Here is a 22,281-nt window from a genome sequence, read left to right on the forward strand (position 1 = left end):
CGCGCCGTGCTCAGCGGGCTCGGGCTGCGCTGGAAGATCACGGCGCTGCTCGCGGCGGGGTGCGCCGTGGTCGCCGTCGCCATCGGGTCTGCTCGTCCACCACGCCCGGCTCGACCAGGTCTCGTCGGGCGCGCGGTCCGGGGCGATCGCGCAGCTCGTGCGCGTACGCCAGCTGTACGAGTTGACGGGACAGGTCGACCGGAGCGAAACGGACTCCGCCCTCGACGACCCGGGACTGCCCGCGCAGCTGCGGCGGGCGGCGCTGGCCGGGCAGCGCACCACCTACCTCGACATGGCGTCGGAGGACAACCCGTGCGTCTGGGCGGCGCGGCCGGTCGGCGACCACCCCCGGCACGTCCTGTCCGTCCGTGAGCCGCTGGACGAACAGGCCGCCGAGATGGCTAACTTCGACCGGCGGCTGCTGATCTCGGGAGCCGTCGTCGTCGGCCTCGCCGCGCTCGGCGGCGCGGGCCTGTCCAGCAGGCTCAGCCGTCAGCTGCGCACGGCGGCGGCCATCGCGCGGCGCATCAGCCGGGGCGACCTCGACGCCCGCATCGACCACCCGCGCCCGCCCGGCGCGCGGCACGGCAAGGACGAGGTGGCCGAACTGGCCACCGCCGTCGACACGATGGCCGCGACGCTGCAACAGCGGCTGGAGGCCGAGCGGCGCTTCACCGCCGACGTCGCCCACGAGCTGCGCACCCCGCTGACCGGTCTGCACACGGCGGCCGAGCTGCTGCCCGCGAGCCGTCCGACCGAGCTCGTCCGCGACCGGGTCCGCGCGCTGCACACCCTCACGGAGGACCTTCTCGAAGTGGCGCGCCTCGACGCGGAGGTGGAGGAACCGGAGCTGGAGACGCATCCGCTGGGGCGGCTCGTCGAGACCGTCGCGGAGCGTGCGGGCGGCGGTTCCGGGGCCGGTTTCGCCGTGCGGGGCGCGGAGACGGCGTACGACACGTTCGTCCGCACGGACGCGCGCCGCCTGGAGCGGATCCTGACGAACCTCGTCAACAACGCCCGCAAGCACGGTGGCGATCCCGTCGAGGTGCGGGTCGAGGGCGTCGAGGTCACGGTCCGCGATCACGGGCCCGGTTTCCCCGAACACCTGCTCAAGGACGGCCCGCGGCGCTTCCGGACCGGTGCGTGCGAACGCGGTCGGGGCACCGGGCTCGGCCTGACCATCGCGTTCGGCCAGGCCCAGGTGATCGGCGCCCGCGTGATCCTGGCCAACGCGGCGGACGGGGGCGCGCTGGCGGTGGTACGCCTGCCGGGTGCCTGACGGAGGCGGCGGCGAAGGCAGAGGCGACGGTCGGGACCGCGGGCCTGGTCGGGGTCGGGGTTGGGGAGCTGAACATTGGTTCAGGTCCGGGGCGTTGGATGACTACGCTGACCGCATGACCCAGCGCCTCACGCCGAAAGCCAAGGAAGCCACCATCGGCGAGCTCGCCGAGCGCAGTGGCGTCGCCCCCTCCGCCCTGCGGTTCTACGAGAGCGAAGGCCTCATCACGTCCCGCCGCACCACGGGCAACCAGCGCCGTTACAGCCGCGACACCCTGCGCCGGGTCGCCTTCATCCGTACGTCGCAGCAGCTCGGCATGCCGCTCGCCACGATCCGCGAGGTGCTCGCCCTGCTCCCCGAGGACCGCACTCCGACCCGTGCGGACTGGGCCAGGATCTCCCAGTGCTGGCGCGAGGACCTCGACACCCGGATACGGACCCTCCAGCGGCTGCGCGACAACCTCACCGACTGCATCGGCTGCGGCTGCCTCTCGCTCTCCCGGTGCGCGCTGTCGAACACCTGGGACGCGCTCGGCTCGCGCGGGCCCGGCCCGCGCCGCCTGGTGGAGAAGAAGATCCCGTGCGCCGCGGGGTCCTGCGAAACCGCCGACGAGAACCAGGAGAACGCGTCCGTGTGAGAGGCGCGTGTGGAAGGCGCGTGTGAGAGCTGCATGTGAGAGCCGCGGGCGGGCCGGGTCACCCATTCACAGGCGCGGCCCCCGCTCTTCGCATACTTTCCGCCGACAAGCCGGTGACCTGCTGAAACGCATCCTTCACCGCGTCAGGAAGCGCCGCCTGGCCCCCTTTCCGCTGCTTCATCAGGAGGCGTGCGTCGCCGAGTGCCACTTACCTCGGTAGGGCGGGGTTCGACCGACGCAGCGGCACTTGGGGGTGCCGCGGGCCGTGCTCGCGCGTAGGCCCCTCGGAGGAACGAGCACATGCGCAACGCCCGCCACGCCCGCCTGCTGACCGTCACCGCTCTCGTCGTGGCCTCCGGCGCCCTGGCCGCCCCCGTCTCCGCCGCACCCGGCCCGCCCGCCGACGGCCTGGAGATCCGGCCCGCCACCGTCACCCCCGGCTCCACCGTCACCGTGCACACGAGCGCCTGTGGCTCGGGCGGGACCGCGGCGGGGGACGCGAGCGCGGTGGGGGCGGGCACGTTCGCGCTGGCGCCCGGCACGCGCCGGGAGGGCGGCGAGACCGCCGCCGGACGGTTCGAGGTGCCGCCGTCCGCCCAGCCCGGCACGTACGAGATCGTCGCGACCTGCTCCGGGTCCGGCGGCTCCGGTACGAAGGACAAGCGGGTCGCGGGTGATCTCGTCGTCACGATCACCTCCACCGCGGCCGCCGGCGAGCGGCCCCAGCAGCTTCCGAAGGGACACGTGAAGACGGGGGTCGGCGGCGCGCTCGGTCCCGACCCCGTGCAGACCGCGGCGGGAGTGGCGGCCCTGGCCGTCGCCGCCGCGGGCGGTACCTGGCTCCTGCACCGCCGCGCGAGAGGCGACAGGATCTGACGGACACCCTCCGCTGTCCACCGGTACCGCCTCCCCCCGCCCCCTCCCGGCCCGTATCCCCCGCGGGCGGGGAGGGGGACGAGGGCCAGGACCGCCCGACCCCGAGGGGGCCGCCGTATGCGCATCGGTACACGACTTCGTGCACGACCTCGCACGCGTCTTCGTACACGTCCTCGTACGCCTCTTCGTACGCGGCGTGCTGCCGACACAGAGGCCGGCAGGAAGACCGGCAACGCCGTCATAGCGACCGTCACCGCCGTGGCGCTCTGCTCCGGGGCGTGGCTGCTGAGCGGCGGTGCCGGGCCACAGCCGCCGCCGCAGCCCTCCGCCGCGCAGGCCGCGTCGACCGCGTCAACCGGCCCCGGCACTCGCCACCACCAGAACCACCACCAGCAGCCCGCCGCCTCCCACACCCCCGGCACCGCACCGCTCCCGCCGTCCCCGCCCGACCGCGTGCGCATCCCCTCCATCGGCGTCGACACCCCTTTGATGGGGCTCGGCCTGACCCGGCAGGGCAGCCTCGACGTGCCCCCGCCGGAGCGCAAGAACCTCGCGGGCTGGTACGAGGCGGGCACCACTCCCGGCGAGCGCGGCACCGCCATCGTCGCCGGGCACGTCGACAACCAGGAGGGCCCCGCCGTCTTCTACGAGCTGGGCGCGCTGCGCAAGGGCCGCACGATCGAGGTGGAGCGCAGGGACGGCAGCGTGGCCGTCTTCACGGTCGACGCGAACGAGGTGTACGACGCCAAGGACTTCCCGGACCGGAAGGTGTACGGCGCCGCGGCGCGGCCGGAGCTGCGGGTCATCACCTGCGGCGGCAAGTACTCGAAACAGACCGGCTACCAGGGCAATGTGGTGGTCTTCGCCCACCTGACGGCCGTGCGCTGAGCGCTACGCCACCCACTGCTCGTACGCCATCTTCACGACGAGCCCGAAGACGGTGGTCAGGAGCACGACCCGGACGAAGCCGCTGCCCTTCTTGAGGGCCGTGTGCGCGCCGAACATGCCGCCCGCGAGGTTGAAGACGGCCATGAGACCGGCCAGCTGCCACAGGACCGCGCCCTGCCAGGCGAACATCGCGAGGGCACCCGCGTTGGTGCAGCAGTTCACGATCTTCGCGGTGGCGGAGGCCGAGACGAGGTCGAGGTGGAGCACGGCGGTCAGGGCGAGGACGAGGAACGTGCCGGTGCCGGGGCCGATGAGACCGTCGTAGAAGCCGATGCCGAGGCCCGCGAGGCCGATCGCGGCGAGGATCCGCTTCGGGGACGCGGGTCCGGTGGCGGGCGCGGTGCCGAAGGCGGGCCTGAGGATCACGAAGGCGGCGACGGCGAGCAGCACCACCATGATCACGGGCTTAAGCACCTCGGTGCTCATCCCCGCCGCGAAGAAGGCGCCGCCCATCGACCCGGCGAGCGCGGCGAGACCGATCCGCACGGCGGTCGGCACGTCGACGGGTGTCTTCCTGACGTACGTGACGGCGGCACCGGTCGTCCCGACGATGGCGACGGCCTTGTTCGTGCCGAGGGCGTGCGCGGCGGGCGTGCCGCCGGGCAGTCCGAGCAGCATGGCGGGGAGCAGCAGCAGTCCCCCGCCCCCGACCACGGCGTCGATCCAGCCGGCCGCGAGAGCGGCGAGACAGAGGACGACGACCGTGGTCAGCGATATGTCAGGCATGATCGCGACCCTATGGACGCGGTCGTCGCGCCGTCCACGGTTTTCGGCGGGGACCGGCGAGACTTGAGCGACTTCTGAGGTCAGGCGGCCCTCTTGCGGCGCGATTACATCCCTGGGGAGGGTCAGGGCCCCTACGGCAAGGATGCGGCGCGGGGCAAACGGGTGGGTGGGAGGGAGGAATCCGCCGCGAAGCGGCGGGACAGGGCGGCCACCCACCCCCTCACACCGCCGAAGGACCCCCGCTGAGCACACCGTTCCCCCGGAGAAACAACCCGGCCCCGGCCGGGTAACACCCGCCCCGCACGCTGCGGGACATGACCTCCTCAGCGCAGCCGACGCCTCCCGGCCCCGGGGCCGGCACCGGCCCCGGCCCCGCACCGGGCACCGGCGTCGTGGTGCTCGGCGCGGGCCTGGCCGGCACCCGCGTGGCGCAGCGCCTCGGCGCCGGCACGGTACTGATCGGCGAGGAGGACCACGCCCCGTACAACCGTGTGCTGCTCGCCGAGGTCCTGGCGGGCCGGTACGGGCCGGACGTGATCACTCTGCCGAGCCCGCCGGGGCCGGTGCTCCGCACCCGCGTGGTGCGCGTCGACCGCGCCGAGCGGCGGGTGCACTGCGCGGACGGCAGCGTCGTCCCGTACGGCACGCTCGTTCTCGCGACGGGCTCGAACCCGGTCCTGCCGCCGCTGCGCGGTCTGTTCGCGCCCGGTGCGCGCGAACTGCCCGGCGGCGTGCACGCGTTCCGGACCATGGACGACTGTCTCGCCCTGTCCGCGGCCGTGGCGCCGGGCGTCCGCGCCGTCGTCATCGGCGGCGGCCTGCTCGGGGTGTCGGCGGCCCGCGCCCTCGCCCGGCGCGGCGCCCAGGTCGTGCTGACACAGCAGGCCGAGCGGCTCATGGAGCGGCACCTCGACCCGACCTCGTCGGAGCTGGTGCGCCGGCACCTCACCGACCTCGGGGTGGAGGTGCACACCGAGTGCCGGGTGCGCGGGGTCGGCGTCACCGACGGTGCCGTACGCCGCGTCGAGCTCGCCGACGGCTTTCTGCTGGACACCGATCTGACCGTGCTTGCCTGCGGGGTGCGCCCCCGCACGGGTCTGGCGCGGGCCGCCGGTCTCGACGTGCGCCGCGGCGTCGTCGTGGACGACCTGCTGCGGACGTCCGACCCGCACATCCGGGCGGTCGGCGACTGCGCGGAGCACGCGGGCCGCGTCTACGGTCTGGCGACGCCCGCCGTGGAGCAGGCCGACGTGCTCGCCGCTGCCCTCGCCCCCGACCGCACCGGGCCGGGTGGACCCCGCCCGTACACCGGCACCCGGACCCTCACCCGCCTCACCCTGGCGGGTCCTGGCCCGCTTGACCTCGCCGCCTTCGGCGACCCCGAGCCGCGCCCCGACGACGACGTCATCCAGCTCGCCGACGCCACCCGCGGCACGTACCGCAAGGTCGTCGTCCGCGGCGGCCGGCTCGTCGGCGGTGTGCTGCTCGGCGAGCTCGCGGCGGTCGGCGCGCTGGCCCGCGCGTGGGAGTCCGACGACCCGCTGCCCGACGACGACAGCCCCCTGCTCCACCTGCTCACTTCCGACGGAGGCCGCTGAGATGCCCACGCCCGCACAGACCCCGCACCCCCGCCCCACTCTCGTACTCGTCGGGCACGGCATGGTCGGCCAGCGGTTCCTGGAGGCCGCCGCCGAGCAGGGCCTCACGGCGAGCCACCGGATCGTGGTGCTGTGCGAGGAGCCGCGCCCCGCCTACGACCGGGTACAGCTCACCTCGTACTTCTCGGGCCGCACGCCCGACGAACTCTCCATGACCGACCGGGCGTTCCTCGACGAGCACGGCATCGAGCTGTACGTGGGCGACGCGGCGGAGAGCTTCGACCGCGAGGCGAGGACGGTGACCGCGCGCTCCGGCGCCGTCTTCGCGTACGACACGCTCGTGCTCGCGACCGGCTCCTACCCCTTCGTGCCGCCGGTGCCCGGCAAGGACGCGACGGGCTGTTTCGTCTACCGCACGATCGAGGACCTGCTCGCCATCGAGGAGTACGCGAAGCGGCGCGCCACCACCGGCGCGGTCGTCGGCGGCGGGCTGCTCGGCCTGGAGGCGGCGGGCGCCCTGAAGGGGCTCGGACTCGCCACGCACGTCGTGGAGTTCGCGCCGCGGCTGATGCCGGTGCAGGTCGACGAGGGCGGCGGCGCCGCGCTGCTGCGGACCATCACCGGCATGGGTCTGACCGTGCACACCGGCACCGGCACGCAGGAGATCGTGACGGGCGAGGACGGCGCCGTGACCGGCATGAAGCTGTCCGACGGCAGCGAGGTCGCCACGGATCTGGTGGTGTTCTCGGCGGGCGTGCGGCCGCGCGACCAGCTCGCCCGCGAGCACGGTCTGACGGTCGGTGAGCGCGGCGGCATCACGGTCGACGAGCAGTGCCGCACCAGCGACCCGCACGTGTACGCGATCGGCGAGTGCGCCCTCGCGGCGGACGGCCGGGTCTACGGCCTGGTCGCGCCCGGCTACGAGATGGCGCAGACGGCCGCCGCCGCCATCGCCTCCCGGGAGGCGGCGTTCACCGGCGCCGACCTGTCGACCAAGCTGAAGCTCCTCGGTGTCGACGTGGCGTCGTTCGGTGACGCGCACGGCACAGCGGAGGGCTGCCTGGACGTCGTCTACACCGACTCGCGCTCGGGGACGTACAAGAAGCTGGTGATGGCGCCCGGCGGTGAACTGCTCGGCGGCATCCTGGTCGGTGACGCGGAGGCGTACGGGCTGCTGCGTCCGCTCACCGGTTCCGTACCGCCGGTGCCCGCCGAGCAGTTGGTGCTGCCCGCGGGCGCGGGCGCCCCGGTGGCGCTCGGCCCGGAGGCGCTGCCCGGCTCCGCGGTGATCTGCAACTGCCACAACGTCACCAAGGACCAGATCTGCGCCTGCTCCTCGCTGCCCGAGGTGAAGAAGTGCACCAAGGCCGGTACGGGCTGCGGGAGTTGCCTGAAGGTGATCGGGCAGCTCCTGCCGAAGAGCGGTGACGGCGGGCTGTGCGGCTGCTTCGCGCAGACCCGCCAGGAGCTGTACGAGATCGTCCACGCCCTGCGCATCACCTCCTTCCGCGAACTCCTCGACGCGCACGGCCGCGAGGAGGCGCGCGGCGGCGAGGGGTGCGACGAGTGCAAGCCCGCGGTCGGCTCGATCATCGCGTCGCTCGCCCCGACGATCGGCGCGGGCGGCTACGTCCTCGACGGCGAGCAGGCCGCGCTCCAGGACACCAACGACCACTTCCTCGCCAACCTCCAGAAGAACGGCTCCTATTCGGTGGTGCCCCGCATCCCCGGCGGCGAGATCACCCCGGAGAAGCTGATCGTCATCGGTGAGGTGGCGCGGGACTTCGGCCTCTACACGAAGATCACCGGCGGGCAGCGCATCGATTTGTTCGGCGCGCGCGTCGAGCAACTGCCGGTGATCTGGGCGCGGTTGGTGGACGCGGGGTTCGAGTCCGGGCACGCCTACGGCAAGGCGCTGCGCACCGTGAAGTCGTGCGTGGGGCAGACCTGGTGCCGGTACGGCGTGCAGGACTCCGTCCGTATGGCCATCGACCTCGAACTGCGCTACCGCGGCCTGCGCGCCCCGCACAAGCTGAAGTCGGCGGTCTCCGGCTGCGCCCGCGAGTGCGCCGAGGCCCAGTCCAAGGACTTCGGCGTGATCGCCACGGCGAGCGGCTGGAATTTGTACGTCGGCGGCAACGGCGGCGCCACCCCGCGCCACGCGGACCTGCTCGCGCAGGATCTGAGCGACGCCGAACTGGTGCGCCTCATCGACCGGTTCCTGATGTTCTACATCCGCACCGCCGACCGCCTGGAGCGCACCGCCGCCTGGCTGGACCGGATCGACGGCGGCCTCGACCACGTGCGCGACGTCGTCGTCCACGACTCGCTCGGCATCTGCGACGAGCTGGAGTCGCTGATGGCCGCCCACGTCACGCACTACCGCGACGAGTGGGCCGAGACCCTGGACGACCCGGAGCGCCTCGCGCGCTTCGTCTCCTTCGTGAACGCGCCGGGCGTGCCCGACCCCACGGTCGGCTTCGTCCCCGAGCGCGACCAGATCAAGCCGGACCTGCCCCTGCTGTCCATCAGCCCCCGCCCCCTGGAAGGAGCCGCACGATGAGCGAATCGACGTCCGCCAGCGTCCAACTGCGCCTGGACGACGACTGGTTGGAGATCTGCGACCGTACGCAGCTGATGCCGGGTCGGGGCCTCGCCGCCCTGCTGCCCGACGGCCGGCAGGCCGCGCTCTTCCTCGACCGCGAGGGCCGCACGTACGCGATCGACAACCGCGACCCGTTCACGGGCGCCGCGGTCCTCTCCCGGGGGCTGCTCGGGACGGAGCGCGGGCGGCCGTTCGTCGCCTCGCCGCTCCTGAAGCAGCGGTTCGACCTGGAGACGGGGCGGTGCCTGGACGACGAGGAGGTGTCGGTCGCGGTGCACCCTGTACGAGTTGCTTGACCGGGCGTTCCAAAAAGACGTAGCGTTCCCCTCGTGGCCAGGACCAAGGAATTCGATCCGGACGCCGCGCTGCACTCGGCCCTGGAGCTGTTCTGGCGGCGCGGCTACGAGGCGACGTCGATGGCGGACCTCGTCGAGGCGCTCGGCATCGGGCGCGCCAGCATCTACGCGACCTTCGGGAACAAGCACGAGCTGTACCTGAAGGCACTGGAGAGGTACGGCGAGCTCCAGCGCCCGCTGCTGCTCGCCGAGCTGGCCCAGCCCGGCCCCGCACTGCCCGCCGTGCGCGCGGTGGTGCGCCGCTTCGGCGCGGAGTCCACCTCCGAGGAGGGCCGCCTGGCCGGGTGTTTCGTCACCAACACCGCGGCCGAGCTGGGCCCGCACGACGAGGCGGCCGCCCGCGGCGTCGAGCGCAGCTGGGACCATGTCGAGACCCTGCTGCACTCCGCGCTCGTCCGCGCGCAGGCGCAGGGCGAGCTGCCCGAGGACCGCGACCCGCTCACGCTCGCCCGCATGCTGCTCGTCGTGATGCAGGGCGTGCGGGTGGTCGGCAAGGCCTCCGCGGATCCGGCACGGGTGCGGGACGCGGTGGAGCAGGCGCTGGCCCTGCTGGACTGAGGGCCGGCCGTCCACGCGGCCTTACAGCGCCCCCCTGCACCCCTTTTTATTTGCCCTTATATTGAACCGATCGGTCAAGAAAAGAGACGTTGCCATGTCTGCTTCCGTCACCCGCTCCCGCTTCGCAGGACGCACCGCCCTCGTCACCGGCGGCGGCTCCGGCCTCGGCCGGGCCATGGCTCTGGCCTTCGCCGCCGAGGGCGCGAACGTCGTCGTCGCCGGGCGCACCGAGGGCCCCTTGAAGGAGACCGTGGAGCTCATCGAGGGCGCCGGGGGCAAGGCCCTCGCCGTCACCGCCGACGTCTCCCGCTCCGCCGACCTCACCGCGCTCGTCGCCGCCACCGTCGACCGCTTCGGCTCCCTGGACGTGGCCGTGAACAACGCGGGCGTCCTGCGCGCCGGACAGCCCGTCGCCGAGCTGCCCGAGGAGGACTGGCGCACGATGCTCGACATCAACGTCACCGGCGTCCTGCTCGCCCTCCAGGCCGAGGTCAAGCAGATGCGCACGCAGCCCACGGGCGGCGCCATCGTGAACATCGCCTCGAACCTCGGCGCGCACACCAGCGTGCCGGGCACGGCCGCCTACGGGGCGACCAAGGCGGCCGTCTCCGCGCTGAGCCGCGCGGCCGCCGCCGAGCACATCAGGGACGGCGTCCGCATCAACACCGTCAGCCCGGGCGCCTCCGCCACCTCCATGTCGCTCCAGCCGGGCGAGACCGAGGCCGGCCGGGCCTCGCGCATGAAGGAGTCGACGCCGCTCGGCCGCGTGTCGACGACCGCGGAGGTCGCCGCGGCGGTCCTGTACCTGGCCTCCGACGAATCCGGCTCGGTGGTCGGCGCCGATCTGGTGATCGACGGCGGCGCGGCGGCCTGACGGCGAGCCCCCGCCGCGAACCGCCCGCCCCTGCCGCAGGCTCCCTCGCCCGTCCTACCCTGGGGTAACCCGACTTACCCCTGAGTAAGAAGTCGATGCGAGGGAGCCCGGCCATGGCGGCGTGGACCGCGAACGACATCCCCGACCAGAGCGGCCGCACGGCCGTGGTCACCGGTGCGAACAGCGGCATCGGCCACGTCACCGCACGCGAACTGGCCCGCCGCGGCGCCCGGGTGCTGCTCGCCTGCCGCAGCGAGGAACGCGGGCGCGCCGCGGTCGACCGGCTGCTCGGCGAAGTTCCGGGCGCCCGCGCCGAGTTCGCGCCGCTCGACCTGGCGGACCTGGCGTCCGTACGGCGGTTCGCGGACTCGTACGACAGCGCGCGCCTTGATCTCCTGATCAACAACGCGGGCGTGATGGCGCTCCCCTACCGCCGCACCGCGGACGGCTTCGAGACGCAGTTCGGCGTCAACCACCTCGGGCACTTCGCGCTCACGGGCCTGCTCCTGCCCCGCCTTCTGGAGACCCCCGGCGCGCGCGTCATCACCGTCTCCTCCGGTCTGCACGCGCTCGCCAACCTCGACATCGGAGACCTCAACAGCGAGCGGAACTACCGCCGTTGGCTCGCCTACGGCCGCTCCAAGACGGCCAATCTCCTCTTCGTCCACGAGCTGGCGCGCCGCCTGGCCGCCACCGGCTGCGACACCGTCGCGGCCGCCGCCCACCCCGGCTACGCCTCGACCAATTTGCAGAGCGCGGGTCCCAGGATGACGGGCCGCAGGGGCACCGAGCGGGTCATGGCGCTCGGCAACCGGTTCGTCGCGCAGTCCGCCGCGGCCGGGGCGCTGCCCACGCTCTACGCGGCGACGGCGCCCGGCGTACGGCCCGACTCGTTCACCGGGCCGGGACCCCTCGGGTTCCGCGGGGCGCCCACCCGGTCGTGGCGGGCGCCGTGGACACGGAACGACGTGGCGGGCGAACGGCTCTGGGCGGCCTCCGAGGGCCTCACGCGCGTGCGGTACGACGGGCTCAAGGGCTGAGCGACGACCTCAAGGGCTGAGCGGCGTACGCGTCACGCCGCCCTGCGGAGCTCCAGCGCCGCCAGCGGGACGAAGCCGGGGCCGTCCCCGGCGGTCGGCGCGTCCCCGCCGCCGAGACGCCGGAGCAGGGCGAGCGCGATCCGCTCACCCTGCGCCTTGGCGCGGTCCGCGACCGGGCCCCGGTGCAGTCCGTCGACACAGGCGTGCCACAGCTGTACCCAGCGGCCGAAGTGCGCGGCGGTGAGCGGGCGCGCCGTGTGCAGCGCGGCGTGCGGGGCGAACGCGTCGCGCCGGTACTCGGCGGTGCGCAAGAGCGCCCGCTCCCAGAAGTCGGCGATGTGCGGCAGGTGCGCGTCGAGGTCGGTGCCGGCGATCTCCGTGAAGAAGGGGCCGATCAAGGGGTCGGCGAAGGCGGCCGTGTAGAAGCGGCGGAGGAGCACGTCGAGGTCGGCGCGGGATGCGATGTCCACCCTTCAAACTGTGCCACGGGTGGGGTGCCCGGCGCCGAAGTCCCTCGGAGTCTGTCCTTCGGCGGAGATCGCCTGTCCTCAGCGGAGGTCGCCTGTCTTCAGCGCAGGTCGGACGCCTCGAAGACGGCCTTCGCCGCCGCCCCGTCCGCGCGCTCGGTGAGCCGCCGCAGCTCGGTGCAGCCCGTCCTGAGCAGCCCGGCCTCCCGCGCGGCGCGGGCGCCGGTGTCGAGGCGGTGCAGGAGGAGCGGGTTGTCGACGAGGACCCGCGGGTCCAGCTCGACGCGGTTGCCGAGCGAGTCGCACAGGACGAGCCGGGCGGCGACGCCCTCGCGGTGCCGCACGGCGGTCAGCAGATTGGTGCAGACGTGCTTGCGGCGCCCGAGGCCCCGTACCGCGAGCCAGCCGGGCCCCGCGGTCACCCGTACGGGGTGCAGGACCAGGTAGAGCAGCGCGGAGAGCGGGACCCACAGGCAGAGGCGGACGGGGGCGAGGGTGCCGCCGGCCCAGTCGATGAAGAGGACGAGCCCGAGGAGCCCGAGCGAGCAGTAGACGGCGGTCCGCACGTCGGCCGCCCAGCCGCGGTCCGCCACGGTCGCGTAGGGACTCCCCGGCCCGTAAGGCGCATCCGTCCCGCAGGGCGCACCCGTCCCCCGGCGCGCGCCCGTCCCCCAGCGCGCGCCCGCCTCACCGCGCGCCCCCGTGGCCCGCGCGGCGCCCCGTCTCGTCCTGTTGTGTCCCATGTGCGGCACAGTACGACGGTACGCCGAACCGCGTCGTCGCCCTTGACGCGCCGCATACACACCAAGGGCCCACCTTGACGGCGCACTGACGCGGCACGCCCGCCCGCGCCCTGCCGCAGCGTGTCCGACAGGTGACACTCGGCTGCAACACCCCTGTCGTAATCCCGCCGCATGGTTGATCGTTGGGCCCGGCACACACCTACGTCACGCAGGGGGACGACCAGCATGGCCATCAGCCGCAGGACACTTCTCGGGACGGGTGCGACGGGCGCCGCCCTCGGGCTGCTCACCGCGTGCGGGTCCAACACAGGGCGCGACGGCGGCGGCTCGGGCGGCAAGGGCCCGCGGCTCGCGCAGTGGTACCACCAGTACGGCGAGGCGGGCACCGAGCAGGCCGTGAAGCGGTACGCCGCCGCGTACGAGAAGGCGGACGTCAGCGTCCAGTGGCGTCCCGGCAACTACGACGAGCAGACCGCGGCGGCGCTGCTCACGGACTCCGGCCCCGACGTCTTCGAGGTCAACGGCCCCTCCTTGGATCAGATCCGGGGCGGTCAGGTCGTCGACCTCACCGACCTGTTCGACGGTGTGCGCGACGACTTCAATCCGGTCGTGCTCGCCCCCAAGACGTACGACGGGAAGATCTGGGCGATCCCGCAGGTCGTCGACATGCACCTGCTCTACTACCGCAAGAGCCTGCTCGACGACGCCGGGGTGCGGCCGCCGGAGAGCATGGACGAGCTGGTCGACGCGGCGAAGGCGCTCACCACGAAGGACGTGAAGGGCCTCTTCCTCGGCAACGACGGCGGCGCGGGCGCCCTCGGCGTCACGCCCCTGTACGCGGCGGGCCTCTCCTCCGTCACCGAGGACGGGAAGGTCGGCTTCGACGACCCGGCGGCCGCCCGCGCCCTCGGCAGGCTGCGCCAGCTGTACGCCGACAAGTCGCTGCTGCTCGGCGCGCCCGCCGACTGGTCGGACCCGTCGGCGTTCGTGCAGGAGCTGACCGCCATGCAGTGGTGCGGGCTGTGGGCGCTGCCCGCCGTGCGGAAGGAGCTGGGCGACGACTTCGGTGTCCTCGCGCTGCCCGCCGACGGCCCCGACGGCAGGGCGGCGCTGCCCGTCGGGGCGTACGGCGCGGCGGTGAGCGCCCGCAGCGGCCACAAGAAGGAGGCGAAGGACTTCCTGAAGTGGCTGTGGATCGACAGGACGGAGTACCAGGAGGACTTCGCGCTGTCCTACGGCTTCCACATCCCGGCCAGGCTCTCCCTCGCGAAGAAGGCCGACAAGCTGAAGGAGGGCCCGGCGGCGGACGCCGTGCGCTACTCCACCGAGTACGGCTACTCCGAGCCGCTGCTGTGGACCCCGGCGAGCCGCACCGCGTACCAGGACGCGCTGAGCCGGATCATCAAGTCCGGCGCGAATCCGGAGAGCGAGGTGAAATCCGTCGTACGCAAGGTGCGGGCGGAGCTCGACCGGGTCAAGAAGAAGTCGTGAGCCGCGCCCCCGCCGGGAGCCGGCTCCTCGGCACCCAGAACCGCACCCTCTGGTTCTGGATCTTCGTCGGCCCCTTCGCGCTCGGCCTGGCCCTCTTCACCTATGTGCCGCTCGCCTGGAGCGTGTACCTGAGCTTCTTCGACGCCCACAACACCGTCTCGCCCGACGACTTCGTCGGCCTCGACAACTACACGTCGATGCTGCGGAACGATGCGTTCACCGACAGTCTCGTCACCTTCGCGGTCTTCTCTGCGTTCATCGTCCCGACGACCTTCGTCCTCTCCCTCGCGCTCGCCCTGATGGTGAACCGGATGCGGCGCGCCCAGGCGTTCTTCCGCTCGGTCTTCTTCCTGCCCGCGGCGTGCAGCTACGTCGTGGCGGCGCTGATCTGGAAGCTGTCGATCTTCAACGGGGTGCGGTTCGGGCTCGCCAACACCGTCCTCGACTGGTTCGGCGCCGACCAGGTCGCCTGGCTCTCGACCACGGAACCGCCCTGGTACTGGCTGGTCATCGTCACCGTGCGCCTCTGGCTCCAGGCAGGCTTCTACATGATCCTGTTCCTCGCGGGCCTGCAACGCATCTCCCCCACCGTCTACGAGGCGGCCGCCGTGGACGGCGCACGGCCCGGCTGGCAGGTCCTGCGCCACATCACGCTCCCGCAGCTGCGCGCGACCTCGGTCGCCGTCACGCTGCTCCTCGTCATCAACGCCTTCCAGGCCTTCGACGAGTTCTACAACCTGCTCTCGACCTCCAGCGGCTACCCGCCCCACGCGCGCCCGCCGCTCGTCTACCTCTACTACACGGCACTCGGCCGGGAGCAGAACCTCGGCCTGGGCAGCGCGGGCGCGGTGCTCCTGGCGCTGATCATCGCGGTGGTGACGGTCGGCCAGGCACGCTGGTTCGGCCTCGGCCGGAAGGAGGACTGAGGACCGTGACCACACCGGTGAAGAGGCCACTTGAGGACGGTCTGGTCCGGGTGGGCCGCGCGCTGCGGGTCGCCCTGCTCATCGCCCTCGCGCTGCTGTTCCTCATCCCCTTCTACCTCCTCGTCCGCAACGGCCTCGCGTCCGAGGACGACATCACCTCCCCCGACTGGACGTTCTTCCCCTCGACGCTGCACTGGTCGAACCTCTCCGAGCTCTTCGCCGACCCGGCCGTGCCGATGGCCCGCGCCCTGCTCAACTCCTCCCTGATCGCCGTCGCGACGACGCTCGGCACCCTCGTCCTCGCCTCGCTCGCCGGGTACGGCCTGGCCCGCATCCCCTACCGCCACGCCGACCGCGTCTTCTACGCGATCCTCGGCACGATGATGGTCCCGGCCGCCGTCACCTTCGTCCCGAGCTTCGTGCTGGTCTCGTCGCTCGGCTGGGTCTCCACCCTGCGCGGCCTGATCGTCCCGACCCTGTTCTCCGCCTTCGCCTGCTTCATCTTCCGCCAGTACTTCCTGGGCTTCCCCAGGGAGCTGGAGGACGCGGCGCGGGTGGACGGCCTCGGCTACTGGCGCACGTACTGGCGCGTGGTCGTCCCCAACTCCCGCCCGGTCTTCGCGGCCGTCGGCACGATCGTGTTCATCGGCGCGTGGAACTCCTTCCTCTGGCCCCTGGTCATCGGCCAGGACCGCGACGCGTGGACGGTCCAGGTGGCCCTCGCCACCTTCACGACGTCCCAGGTCATCCGCCTGCACGAACTGTTCGTCGCGGCAGCGGTGTCGATCGTGCCGCTCCTTGTGGTGTTCCTGTTCTTCCAGCGGTGGATCGTGGCGGGGGTGGAGCGCTCGGGCATCGACGACTAGGTCATAACAGGTGTCATTCGGGTTCGGTCAGATCCTCCACGCGCTCGGGCAGCTTGCGCAGCTTGGTCAGGGACTGGTTCACCAGGCGTACGAGGGCGTCGGCGCGGTCCCGGGCGATGGGGTGCTCCACGGATGCGGTGTCGCTCTCCACGGCGAGTTCCTCCAGAAGCACGGCGACCTCGGCGGCGACGGCGTGCAGGCCCTTGATCCGGTCTTCGACACGGGTCAGGAGGGAGGCGGGGGTGCCACCGGGGGCGGGCCGACTCACCGCGGGCCCCGCCGGCGGCGCGGAGAGCGGGGCGGCCGATGCCGTCGCGGCGGACGGGGGCGCGGCTGGCGCCGGGGACGCGGGCGTGGCTGCCGAGGCCCCGGGCGTGGCCGGGAACGGCAGAGTTCCGGCCGGCATCGGAACCCGTCCCCCCGGCTGCTTCGGCACTACGGGAGCCGCCGACTTGCGCGGCCGCGTCCCGGTCTCCTTCGGGAACTCCAGGTCGAACCAGAGCGAATCCATGGCCCGGCCGGGCAGCTCCTTGCCCTGGCCACTGACCCGCCAGGGCCTGCGGTCCCCGTCGTCCATGGCCGTCGCGAGCGCCTTCAGGACACCGACGGCCATCGGTCGACGCTTGTTGCGCAGCGCTTGGAGGCAGTTCATGACGGTCCTGCGCGAACGCCGGACCCGCTCGCCCGTGTCGCCGATCGCCTCCTGGCCGTCGAGTGAGCCCCGGTCGGGCTCGATGATCCCGAAGGACGCCAGCCAGTGCGCGGCCCGGTAGGACACCAGTTCCTCGAAGGCCGTGTCGTCGGTACCGGCCGCGGCGAGAAGCTCCGGCAGCCTGCGTCCGTCCAGATCGATGCCGCCACGGACCCTGGTGGAGAAGACCTCCCCCACACGCGGATTCCAGCTCCTCGGGAAGCTTTCGCTGGTCAGCGCGGACCAAGTGCGGGCCCTCTGGTTGATCTCCCCCGCCTGGAGCTGGGACGGCGGGTGCAGCTCGCTGAGCGCGCGCCGCAGCAAAAGCTGTCTGTGGGCGTCGCGGGGGAAGAATGCCTGGAGCAGCAGCATGGACCGCATGTCACGCAGCTCCGACACCGCCATGTCGGCGGTGGCTCCCGGGAGTTCACGGATGGGCGCGAGTCCCGCGAGGACCTCGGCCGTCTTCTCGTCCATGACCCGCTGGGCGACGTACATCCCCAGCACGCTCCGCCCCAGTGCCCGTGAGCGGTCGAGGGCCTCGAACTCCAGCGGCGGATGCACGTGGTCCCTGCGGTTGTTCATCTGCACGATGCGGTAGAGCCGTTGCGGGGTCGGCGTGCCGACCACCAGGTGCGCGTCGACCACCGCGACGGCGGCCGCCCGTCGCGCGCGCGGACTGTTGGTGGGGTCCAAGTCGTCGTCCTCCGTCTCCGCGTGCTCCTTGTTGAGGAGGGCGGAGAACTGCGGGAGCCAGACACGGGGATCGCAGACGACTCCGTCGCCTTCCCGCTCCAGTTTCTCCAGCGGTACACCGGAAAGAACCTCACCGGAAGTCAAACCGAAAATCGACTGCCTCTTCTGTGTTCGATTGTTTCCTCGAACTGCCATCCATCCCCAATAGGCGTCAGGGTAAAGTGGCTTGCCGTCCGACCCCTTCTCCGGATTGTTCTGGAGGCACACCTGTTGGGGAACATACATTCCAGGGTCCTGCTGTCCGTTCAGGACCAGGTCCGCCTCCAGGTCGTATGTGCGCCGATTCCCCTTCTTCTCCAACCCGTCCGCCGCGTCCTCGGCGTTCATCATCAGGGCCTGCCGGTCGGGCACGCTGCTTTCCAGCGCGGCGAAGAAGGTTTCGTTGCCGTCCTCGTCGACCTCCCGCCACGGCCGGAGCGAGGCCAGCGTCCCCTCGGTCTCCGGGCCCACGGTCGGGTCGGCGACGGACCGCCAGATGGAGCTGATCCGCTCGTTGTGCCCCCACTGCACACCGCCGACGCCGTGCATGCGGACGACGGCGACGACCATGTCACCGGCGTCGGTGCGAATGCGCCGGACGGCGCCGCCCTTGAGCGTGCGCACCCCCTGGGCGTCGGGCTCGCTTAGTGTCTCCTCGGGGTCGACGACGAAGGGGGAGATGTTCTCCAGCGCGCCACGGGGAAGGTTGACCCCCTCAGTGGCCAGCACGGCCTCAATCCAGACTTCTTGCCGCTCCCGCGACACCGGCATCGGAAACGGTCCGTCGGTCATGGCCTTGCTCATGCCTCGCCTCGCATCACTCGGAGTTCTGGAGTCGGTCGATGGCCCACTGGACGGCCATGCCCGCCGACCGGTAGGCCGGATTGCCCGTCACCGCCTCGGTCGCCGCGAGCGCGGCTCGCAGGAGCAGCAGCCGGTTCGCCATCCGCAGGCGCCGTGACGCCTTGGCCTCCGCTTCGGCCAGCTCCCGCTCCTTGCGCCGGAGCTCGTCGACGGGTTCATCGGAAGGACGGCCGGATTCCGGCAGTGAAGGCATGGCTGCGGCCCTTCGGAAAGGTGCGGCCGTACGTCGACCCGGTGGCCAACACCCGTTCCGCAGAGGCGTGTTAGGAATGCCAACGATGCTGGCATCGGCACGCGCGGAATAGCCATACTTATCCGATGGGCAGACCAGTTCGAAGTCGCCGTTAGGAAAAACAACCGGCCGACGACTTCACGTCACCGGTTTATCGAACTCCCGTGCCCGATTGACCATGCGGCACCCCACTGGTAAAAGTCACGCCCCGCCCACCGCCGTCAGCAGGGCCAGGGGGGCCGCCGCCGAGCGGGATTCCGGGAGGCAGGAGTGGGGGTACGGGACCGGGGTCGGGTGGGTGTGTTTGTCGTAGCCGGCGAGGACCTCGGGGAGGCGGCCGTCCGCCGTGGTGGCCGCGGAGACGAGGCCGTGGGCCACCGCGCGGGCCTCGTCGTGCAGGCCGTAGCGGGCGAGGCCGAGCGCGATCAGGGCGTTGTCGTGCGGCCACACCGAGCCGCGGTGGTAGGAGAGGGGGTGGAACGCGGGCTGCCCGGCGGCGAGCGTCCGGACGCCCCAGCCCGAGAAGAAGTCGGGCTCCAGGAGGCGGCGGCCCACCGTCTCGCCGTACTCCTTGTCGAGCAGCCCGGACCAGAGCAGATGGCCCGCGTCCGAGGCGAGCGCGTCGAGCCGGTGCCCCTCGCCGTCCAGGGCGAGCGCGGGGAAGCCGCGGTCCGGCATCCAGAAGTCCCGCTGGAAGCGGTCCCGCAGGTCGGCCGCCGCCTGGGCGAGCAGGTCCGCGTACACCGTGTCGCCCCAGACGGTCCGCGCGAGACGGGCGGTCCGCCGCAGGGCGTCGTACGCGTAACCCTGCGCGCCCGCCGCCATGACGGGGCCCGTCGCCCCGCTGCCGTCGGCGGAGCAGATCGCGCCGGGCGAGTCCTTCCAGTTCTGGTTGGCGAGGCCGCCCTCGTCCGCGCGGTAGACGAGGTAGCCGCGCGAGGTGAGTCCGCCGTGGTCGAGCAGCCAGCCGACGGCGGCGCGGGCGTGCGGCTCCAGGCGGCGGGCGAGCGTGCTGTCCCCGGTCTGTTCCGTGTAGGCGCCGAGGAGCACCAGGAAGAGGGGGGTCGCGTCGACGGAGCCGTAGTAGCGGCCGAACGGCACCTGCCCGAAGTGCGCGAGCTCGCCGTGCCGCACCTCGTGGACGATCTTGCCCGGCTGGGCGACCGCGCCGTCCACGGCCTCCGTGGCCTGCGCCGCGGCGAGCGCGGGCAGCGTCGCGGCGGCGAGGCGCGGCAGATAGGGCAGCGCGAAGAGGGAGGTCAGCAGGGCGTCGCGGCCCAGCAGCGTGAGGAACCAGGGCACTCCGGCGCCGGGCACGCGCAGCTCCTCGCCGTCGGGGCCCCGCGCCGGGACCTGGAGCGCCGCGAGGTCCGCGAGGCCGCGGGCGCAGGCCGCCGCGAGCTCCGGCCAGGCGGTGGGCAGCGCGACGCCCGACGCGTACTCCGCCTCGATCGCGGTGAGTTGGCGCCCGGCCTCCGCGGCGGACGCGGGCGCGCGCGGCGGGGGCTCTCCGTGCGGCTGCGCGGCGGCACTCAGTGCCACCTCCACCGAGGCGTGCGGGGCGAGCTCCAGCGTCCATACGAGGCGCCGCGCGCCGGTGCCGGTCTCCTCGATGCCGTCCGGCGCCGGGTCGGCCGTCACCGTCGTACGGGAACGCCACTCGCCCCGCCGGTAGGTGAACTCGACGCCCTCGCCCGCGTCGAGGGGCCGCCGTGACCTGACGGCGCCCGGCTTCGCGTACGTGCGGTGGTCGGCGCGCAGCTCGAACTGGTCGGTGAAGTCGGCGTCCACGGTCAGCGCGAGCCCGATCCGGGTCGGCACCGGGCGGTTGCTCAGGACCCGCAGGTTCTCGACGAACACGCCGCCCGCGACGGCCTGTTCGCGGAAGAGGGTGTACGCGGGAGGCTCCTGGCGGCCACCGCGCGGCACCAGGACGCAGCGCGCCGCGCCGCCTGCCGCGCCAGACGTGTCGACGGGTGTGAGGACCTCGGGGACGGCCCCGTCGACGGTCAGCTGCCAGCGGCTGAGATGCCGCGCGTCCCGTACGAACAGGCCGTCCGGGCCCGTGCCGCCACCGCGCGCGGCGCCGACGCCGCTGATGTCACCGCCCGCGCCGACGGCCGCGAACGTCCGCCCCCGCACCAGCAGCCGATGCCGATCACTCATGCCCACACCTCTTCTCCGGAGGGCCCGGCCCGCTCGCCACGGCCGTCGTCGAGCAGCAGATCCAGCGCGAGCGCCGCGGTCCAGGCGAAGCCGCGTGCGCCGCTCCCGCGGGCGGTGTACGGGTCGGCGTACTCGGCGAACCCGGAGGTGAGGGCCGCGTCGAGGAGCGCGTCGCGCAGCCCGTCGGCCCGTTGGTGGTCGCCGTGCAGCCGCAGCCCCTTCACGAGGAGCCAGTTGGTGTTGAACCAGGCGGGGCCGCGCCAGTACCGCCGCGGGTCGAAGGCGGGCCCCGTGAGGTCGTAGCTCGGCACGAGCCGCGCCGGGCCGCCAAGGCCGAAGTGCGGGCCGCACGCGGTGCGCACCAGGGCCGCGGCGATGCCGGGCGGCAGCGCGGGCAGGACGAGGGGGACGAGACCGGCGACGCCGCGCTCGGCGACGAGCTCGCCGGCCGGGCCGGGGGCGCGCAGGTCGCGGCAGAGGAAGAGCTCGCGGCACGGGTCCCAGAGGCGGTCCACCAGCGTCCCGGTCAGCGCCTCCGCACGCGCCCGTCGCTCGTCCGGGTCACGGGTCAACGTGACGCCTTCCGCGGCCAGTTCGTCCTCGATCCGGGCGAGCGCGTATTCGGACGCGATCAGCAGCGCGTTGAAGGCCGGGTCCTCGACCGAGAAGGCGCTCTCGACCGAGAAGGCGCTCTCGACCGGGAAGGTGCCTTCGACCGGGAAGGCGCCGGGGGCCGCGCCGTCCGCGTACCGCCGGTCCCGGTACGCGGCCGCCAGCCGCACGTACCGGCCGTAGTCCAGGTCCGTCGGCCGGTCCTCGGCTGCCCCGTGGGCCAGGTCCGCGCGGCGGTAGGTGCCGGGATCGGCGGGCTCGACGCGGCTCAACGGGCCGTCCCAGCAAGGGCTGTTGTCCATGCCCTGCTCCCAGGGGTGCAGCACGGCGGCGAGGCCCGCGCCGCCCGCGTCCCTGGCGGAGAGCAGGTAGTGGTGCCAGGCGGTCAGGTGCGGGTGGAGGCGGCCGAGGAAGGAACGGGCCCTGGACAGGCCGGGGTCGGCGCGGTGCACCAGCCAGGCGGCGAGCGCGTGCACCGGCGGCTGCACGAGGCCGGAGGTCTGCACGTCGCCGGGTGCGCCGGCCGGACGGCCCGCCGTCGTGGAGCGCCAGAAGTCGGGGCTCGGGAAGTACGCGTCGAGCGGGACGGCGTCGTCGAACACGATGTGCGGGACGCGGCCGTCGCCCCACTGGGCGGCGAGGAGCGTCTCCAGCTCCGTCTGGGCGCGCAGCGGCGAGAGGTGGCGCAGGCCGATCGCGATGAAGGCGGAGTCCCAGGACCACTGGTGGGGGTAGAGCGCGCGGGACGGGACGGTCGACGTGCCCGTCCAGTTGGCCCGCAGCACCTCCGCCGCCCGCTCCCGCAGCGTCCGCCGCCGGGCGGCGGCGCGGTGAGCGGCGGGCCAGGTGGTCGTGGTGCGGTCCACGCGGTCCTCCCCGAAAGACTCGCCGCCCTGTCACTTCGGCTGACGGAACCCTAGAGTTACGCCTACTCACTACGCAAAACCCACTATGTAGCGCAGAGTTGAGGCGCACAAGGAGCTGGCGAGCG

20 protein-coding genes are annotated in these 22,281 nt (G+C 73.0%); 13 read left to right on the forward strand and 7 right to left on the reverse strand.

All coding sequences use genetic code 11. The features are described 5' to 3' along the window. The first annotated feature begins 157 nt into the window (after positions 1 to 157). From ACZ4Z4_RS01560 to ACZ4Z4_RS01575, 4 genes are all read left to right on the forward strand, one after another. Positions 158 to 1,279, forward strand: coding sequence for a sensor histidine kinase (locus ACZ4Z4_RS01560; protein ID WP_468320663.1), 1,122 nt, complete (start codon positions 158 to 160; stop codon positions 1,277 to 1,279). Positions 1,280 to 1,394: 115 nt separating this feature from the next. Next, positions 1,395 to 1,916, forward strand: a complete 522-nt coding sequence (gene soxR / locus ACZ4Z4_RS01565; protein ID WP_468320666.1) for a redox-sensitive transcriptional activator SoxR — start codon at positions 1,395 to 1,397, stop codon at positions 1,914 to 1,916. Between the two features lie 300 nt (positions 1,917 to 2,216). Further along, the gene (locus tag ACZ4Z4_RS01570; RefSeq protein WP_468320669.1) at positions 2,217 to 2,792 is read left to right on the forward strand and encodes a hypothetical protein; all 576 of its coding nucleotides are present in this window, start codon (positions 2,217 to 2,219) and stop codon (positions 2,790 to 2,792) included. A 258-nt stretch (positions 2,793 to 3,050) separates the two neighbouring features. Next, positions 3,051 to 3,680, forward strand: coding sequence for a class F sortase (locus ACZ4Z4_RS01575; RefSeq protein WP_468320672.1), 630 nt, complete (start codon positions 3,051 to 3,053; stop codon positions 3,678 to 3,680). 3 nt (positions 3,681 to 3,683) lie between these two features. Here the strand turns inward: ACZ4Z4_RS01575 and ACZ4Z4_RS01580 are convergent, their stop codons facing one another. Continuing rightward, positions 3,684 to 4,466, reverse strand: a complete 783-nt coding sequence (locus tag ACZ4Z4_RS01580; protein ID WP_468320675.1) for a sulfite exporter TauE/SafE family protein — start codon at positions 4,464 to 4,466, stop codon at positions 3,684 to 3,686. A gap of 314 nt (positions 4,467 to 4,780) precedes the next feature. Between ACZ4Z4_RS01580 and ACZ4Z4_RS01585 the strand changes: the two genes are divergently transcribed. The 6 genes from ACZ4Z4_RS01585 (at position 4,781) to ACZ4Z4_RS01610 (ending at position 11,497) form a co-directional block, all read left to right on the forward strand. Beyond that, the gene (locus ACZ4Z4_RS01585) at positions 4,781 to 6,064 is read left to right on the forward strand and encodes an NAD(P)/FAD-dependent oxidoreductase (RefSeq protein WP_468320678.1); all 1,284 of its coding nucleotides are present in this window, start codon (positions 4,781 to 4,783) and stop codon (positions 6,062 to 6,064) included. Between the two features lies 1 nt (position 6,065). After that, the gene (gene nirB, locus ACZ4Z4_RS01590) at positions 6,066 to 8,627 is read left to right on the forward strand and encodes a nitrite reductase large subunit NirB (RefSeq protein WP_468320680.1); all 2,562 of its coding nucleotides are present in this window, start codon (positions 6,066 to 6,068) and stop codon (positions 8,625 to 8,627) included. Beyond that, on the forward strand, positions 8,624 to 8,965 hold the full coding sequence (gene nirD / locus ACZ4Z4_RS01595) for a nitrite reductase small subunit NirD (protein WP_468320683.1): 342 nt from the start codon (positions 8,624 to 8,626) through the stop codon (positions 8,963 to 8,965). Before nirB ends, nirD begins: the two co-directional genes overlap by 4 nt. A 33-nt stretch (positions 8,966 to 8,998) precedes the next feature. Further along, complete coding sequence (locus ACZ4Z4_RS01600) at positions 8,999 to 9,583, forward strand: TetR/AcrR family transcriptional regulator (RefSeq protein ID WP_468320686.1); 585 nt, start codon at positions 8,999 to 9,001, stop codon at positions 9,581 to 9,583. A 94-nt stretch (positions 9,584 to 9,677) separates the two neighbouring features. Then, a complete protein-coding gene (locus ACZ4Z4_RS01605) occupies positions 9,678 to 10,457 on the forward strand; it encodes an SDR family NAD(P)-dependent oxidoreductase (RefSeq protein ID WP_468320689.1) in 780 nt (259 codons plus the stop codon). A gap of 113 nt (positions 10,458 to 10,570) precedes the next feature. Next, positions 10,571 to 11,497 carry an oxidoreductase gene (locus ACZ4Z4_RS01610; RefSeq protein WP_468320692.1) on the forward strand — a complete coding sequence of 309 codons (927 nt, stop codon included), beginning with the start codon at positions 10,571 to 10,573 and terminating at the stop codon, positions 11,495 to 11,497. Between the two features lie 32 nt (positions 11,498 to 11,529). Here ACZ4Z4_RS01610 and ACZ4Z4_RS01615 read toward each other — a convergent pair whose 3' ends face one another. Both ACZ4Z4_RS01615 and ACZ4Z4_RS01620 read right to left on the reverse strand, forming a co-directional pair. After that, positions 11,530 to 11,967 (reverse strand): group III truncated hemoglobin, encoded by a 438-nt coding sequence (locus ACZ4Z4_RS01615; RefSeq protein WP_468320695.1) that lies wholly within the window; start codon positions 11,965 to 11,967, stop codon positions 11,530 to 11,532. A 98-nt stretch (positions 11,968 to 12,065) separates the two neighbouring features. Next, entirely contained in the window at positions 12,066 to 12,707 is a 642-nt protein-coding gene (locus ACZ4Z4_RS01620; protein WP_468320697.1) for a hypothetical protein, read from the reverse strand. Between the two features lie 225 nt (positions 12,708 to 12,932). Here ACZ4Z4_RS01620 and ACZ4Z4_RS01625 point away from each other — a divergent pair, with 225 nt between their 5' ends. The 3 genes from ACZ4Z4_RS01625 to ACZ4Z4_RS01635 are packed head-to-tail and all read left to right on the forward strand — an operon-like array spanning position 12,933 to position 15,990. After that, positions 12,933 to 14,198, forward strand: coding sequence for an ABC transporter substrate-binding protein (locus tag ACZ4Z4_RS01625; RefSeq protein WP_468320700.1), 1,266 nt, complete (start codon positions 12,933 to 12,935; stop codon positions 14,196 to 14,198). After that, the gene (locus ACZ4Z4_RS01630) at positions 14,195 to 15,124 is read left to right on the forward strand and encodes a carbohydrate ABC transporter permease (RefSeq protein WP_468320702.1); all 930 of its coding nucleotides are present in this window, start codon (positions 14,195 to 14,197) and stop codon (positions 15,122 to 15,124) included. The genes ACZ4Z4_RS01625 and ACZ4Z4_RS01630 overlap by 4 nt, the downstream gene beginning before the upstream one ends. Before the next feature lie 5 nt (positions 15,125 to 15,129). After that, a complete protein-coding gene (locus ACZ4Z4_RS01635) occupies positions 15,130 to 15,990 on the forward strand; it encodes a carbohydrate ABC transporter permease (RefSeq protein ID WP_468320704.1) in 861 nt (286 codons plus the stop codon). A 13-nt stretch (positions 15,991 to 16,003) separates the two neighbouring features. Here the strand turns inward: ACZ4Z4_RS01635 and ACZ4Z4_RS01640 are convergent, their stop codons facing one another. The 4 genes from ACZ4Z4_RS01640 to ACZ4Z4_RS01655 all read right to left on the reverse strand — a co-directional run bounded on the left by ACZ4Z4_RS01640 (position 16,004) and on the right by ACZ4Z4_RS01655 (position 22,156). Continuing rightward, entirely contained in the window at positions 16,004 to 18,145 is a 2,142-nt protein-coding gene (locus ACZ4Z4_RS01640) for a hypothetical protein (RefSeq protein WP_468320706.1), read from the reverse strand. A gap of 88 nt (positions 18,146 to 18,233) precedes the next feature. Continuing rightward, positions 18,234 to 18,473, reverse strand: a complete 240-nt coding sequence (locus ACZ4Z4_RS01645; protein WP_468320709.1) for a hypothetical protein — start codon at positions 18,471 to 18,473, stop codon at positions 18,234 to 18,236. Between the two features lie 240 nt (positions 18,474 to 18,713). After that, entirely contained in the window at positions 18,714 to 20,678 is a 1,965-nt protein-coding gene (locus ACZ4Z4_RS01650; protein ID WP_468320712.1) for an amylo-alpha-1,6-glucosidase, read from the reverse strand. Further along, positions 20,675 to 22,156: an MGH1-like glycoside hydrolase domain-containing protein gene (locus ACZ4Z4_RS01655; RefSeq protein WP_468320714.1), complete on the reverse strand. Its 1,482-nt coding sequence runs from the start codon at positions 22,154 to 22,156 to the stop codon at positions 20,675 to 20,677. Before ACZ4Z4_RS01655 ends, ACZ4Z4_RS01650 begins: the two co-directional genes overlap by 4 nt. Positions 22,157 to 22,281 lie beyond the last annotated feature (125 nt).

This window comes from Streptomyces sp. NPDC030245 (assembly GCF_055572995.1).

Bases quoted from the DNA above. Each gene is read 5' to 3' on its own strand.
- soxR (WP_468320666.1), top strand. From the start codon at position 1,395: ATGACCCAGCGCCTCACGCCGAAAGCCAAGGAAGCCACCATCGGCGAG.
- ACZ4Z4_RS01570 (WP_468320669.1), top strand. From the start codon at position 2,217: ATGCGCAACGCCCGCCACGCCCGCCTGCTGACCGTCACCGCTCTCGTC.
- ACZ4Z4_RS01580 (WP_468320675.1), bottom strand. From the start codon at position 4,466: ATGCCTGACATATCGCTGACCACGGTCGTCGTCCTCTGTCTCGCCGCT.
- ACZ4Z4_RS01585 (WP_468320678.1), top strand. From the start codon at position 4,781: ATGACCTCCTCAGCGCAGCCGACGCCTCCCGGCCCCGGGGCCGGCACC.
- nirB (WP_468320680.1), top strand. From the start codon at position 6,066: ATGCCCACGCCCGCACAGACCCCGCACCCCCGCCCCACTCTCGTACTC.
- nirD (WP_468320683.1), top strand. From the start codon at position 8,624: ATGAGCGAATCGACGTCCGCCAGCGTCCAACTGCGCCTGGACGACGAC.
- ACZ4Z4_RS01605 (WP_468320689.1), top strand. From the start codon at position 9,678: ATGTCTGCTTCCGTCACCCGCTCCCGCTTCGCAGGACGCACCGCCCTC.
- ACZ4Z4_RS01610 (WP_468320692.1), top strand. From the start codon at position 10,571: ATGGCGGCGTGGACCGCGAACGACATCCCCGACCAGAGCGGCCGCACG.
- ACZ4Z4_RS01620 (WP_468320697.1), bottom strand. From the start codon at position 12,707: ATGGGACACAACAGGACGAGACGGGGCGCCGCGCGGGCCACGGGGGCG.
- ACZ4Z4_RS01625 (WP_468320700.1), top strand. From the start codon at position 12,933: ATGGCCATCAGCCGCAGGACACTTCTCGGGACGGGTGCGACGGGCGCC.
- ACZ4Z4_RS01645 (WP_468320709.1), bottom strand. From the start codon at position 18,473: ATGCCTTCACTGCCGGAATCCGGCCGTCCTTCCGATGAACCCGTCGAC.
- ACZ4Z4_RS01650 (WP_468320712.1), bottom strand. From the start codon at position 20,678: ATGAGTGATCGGCATCGGCTGCTGGTGCGGGGGCGGACGTTCGCGGCC.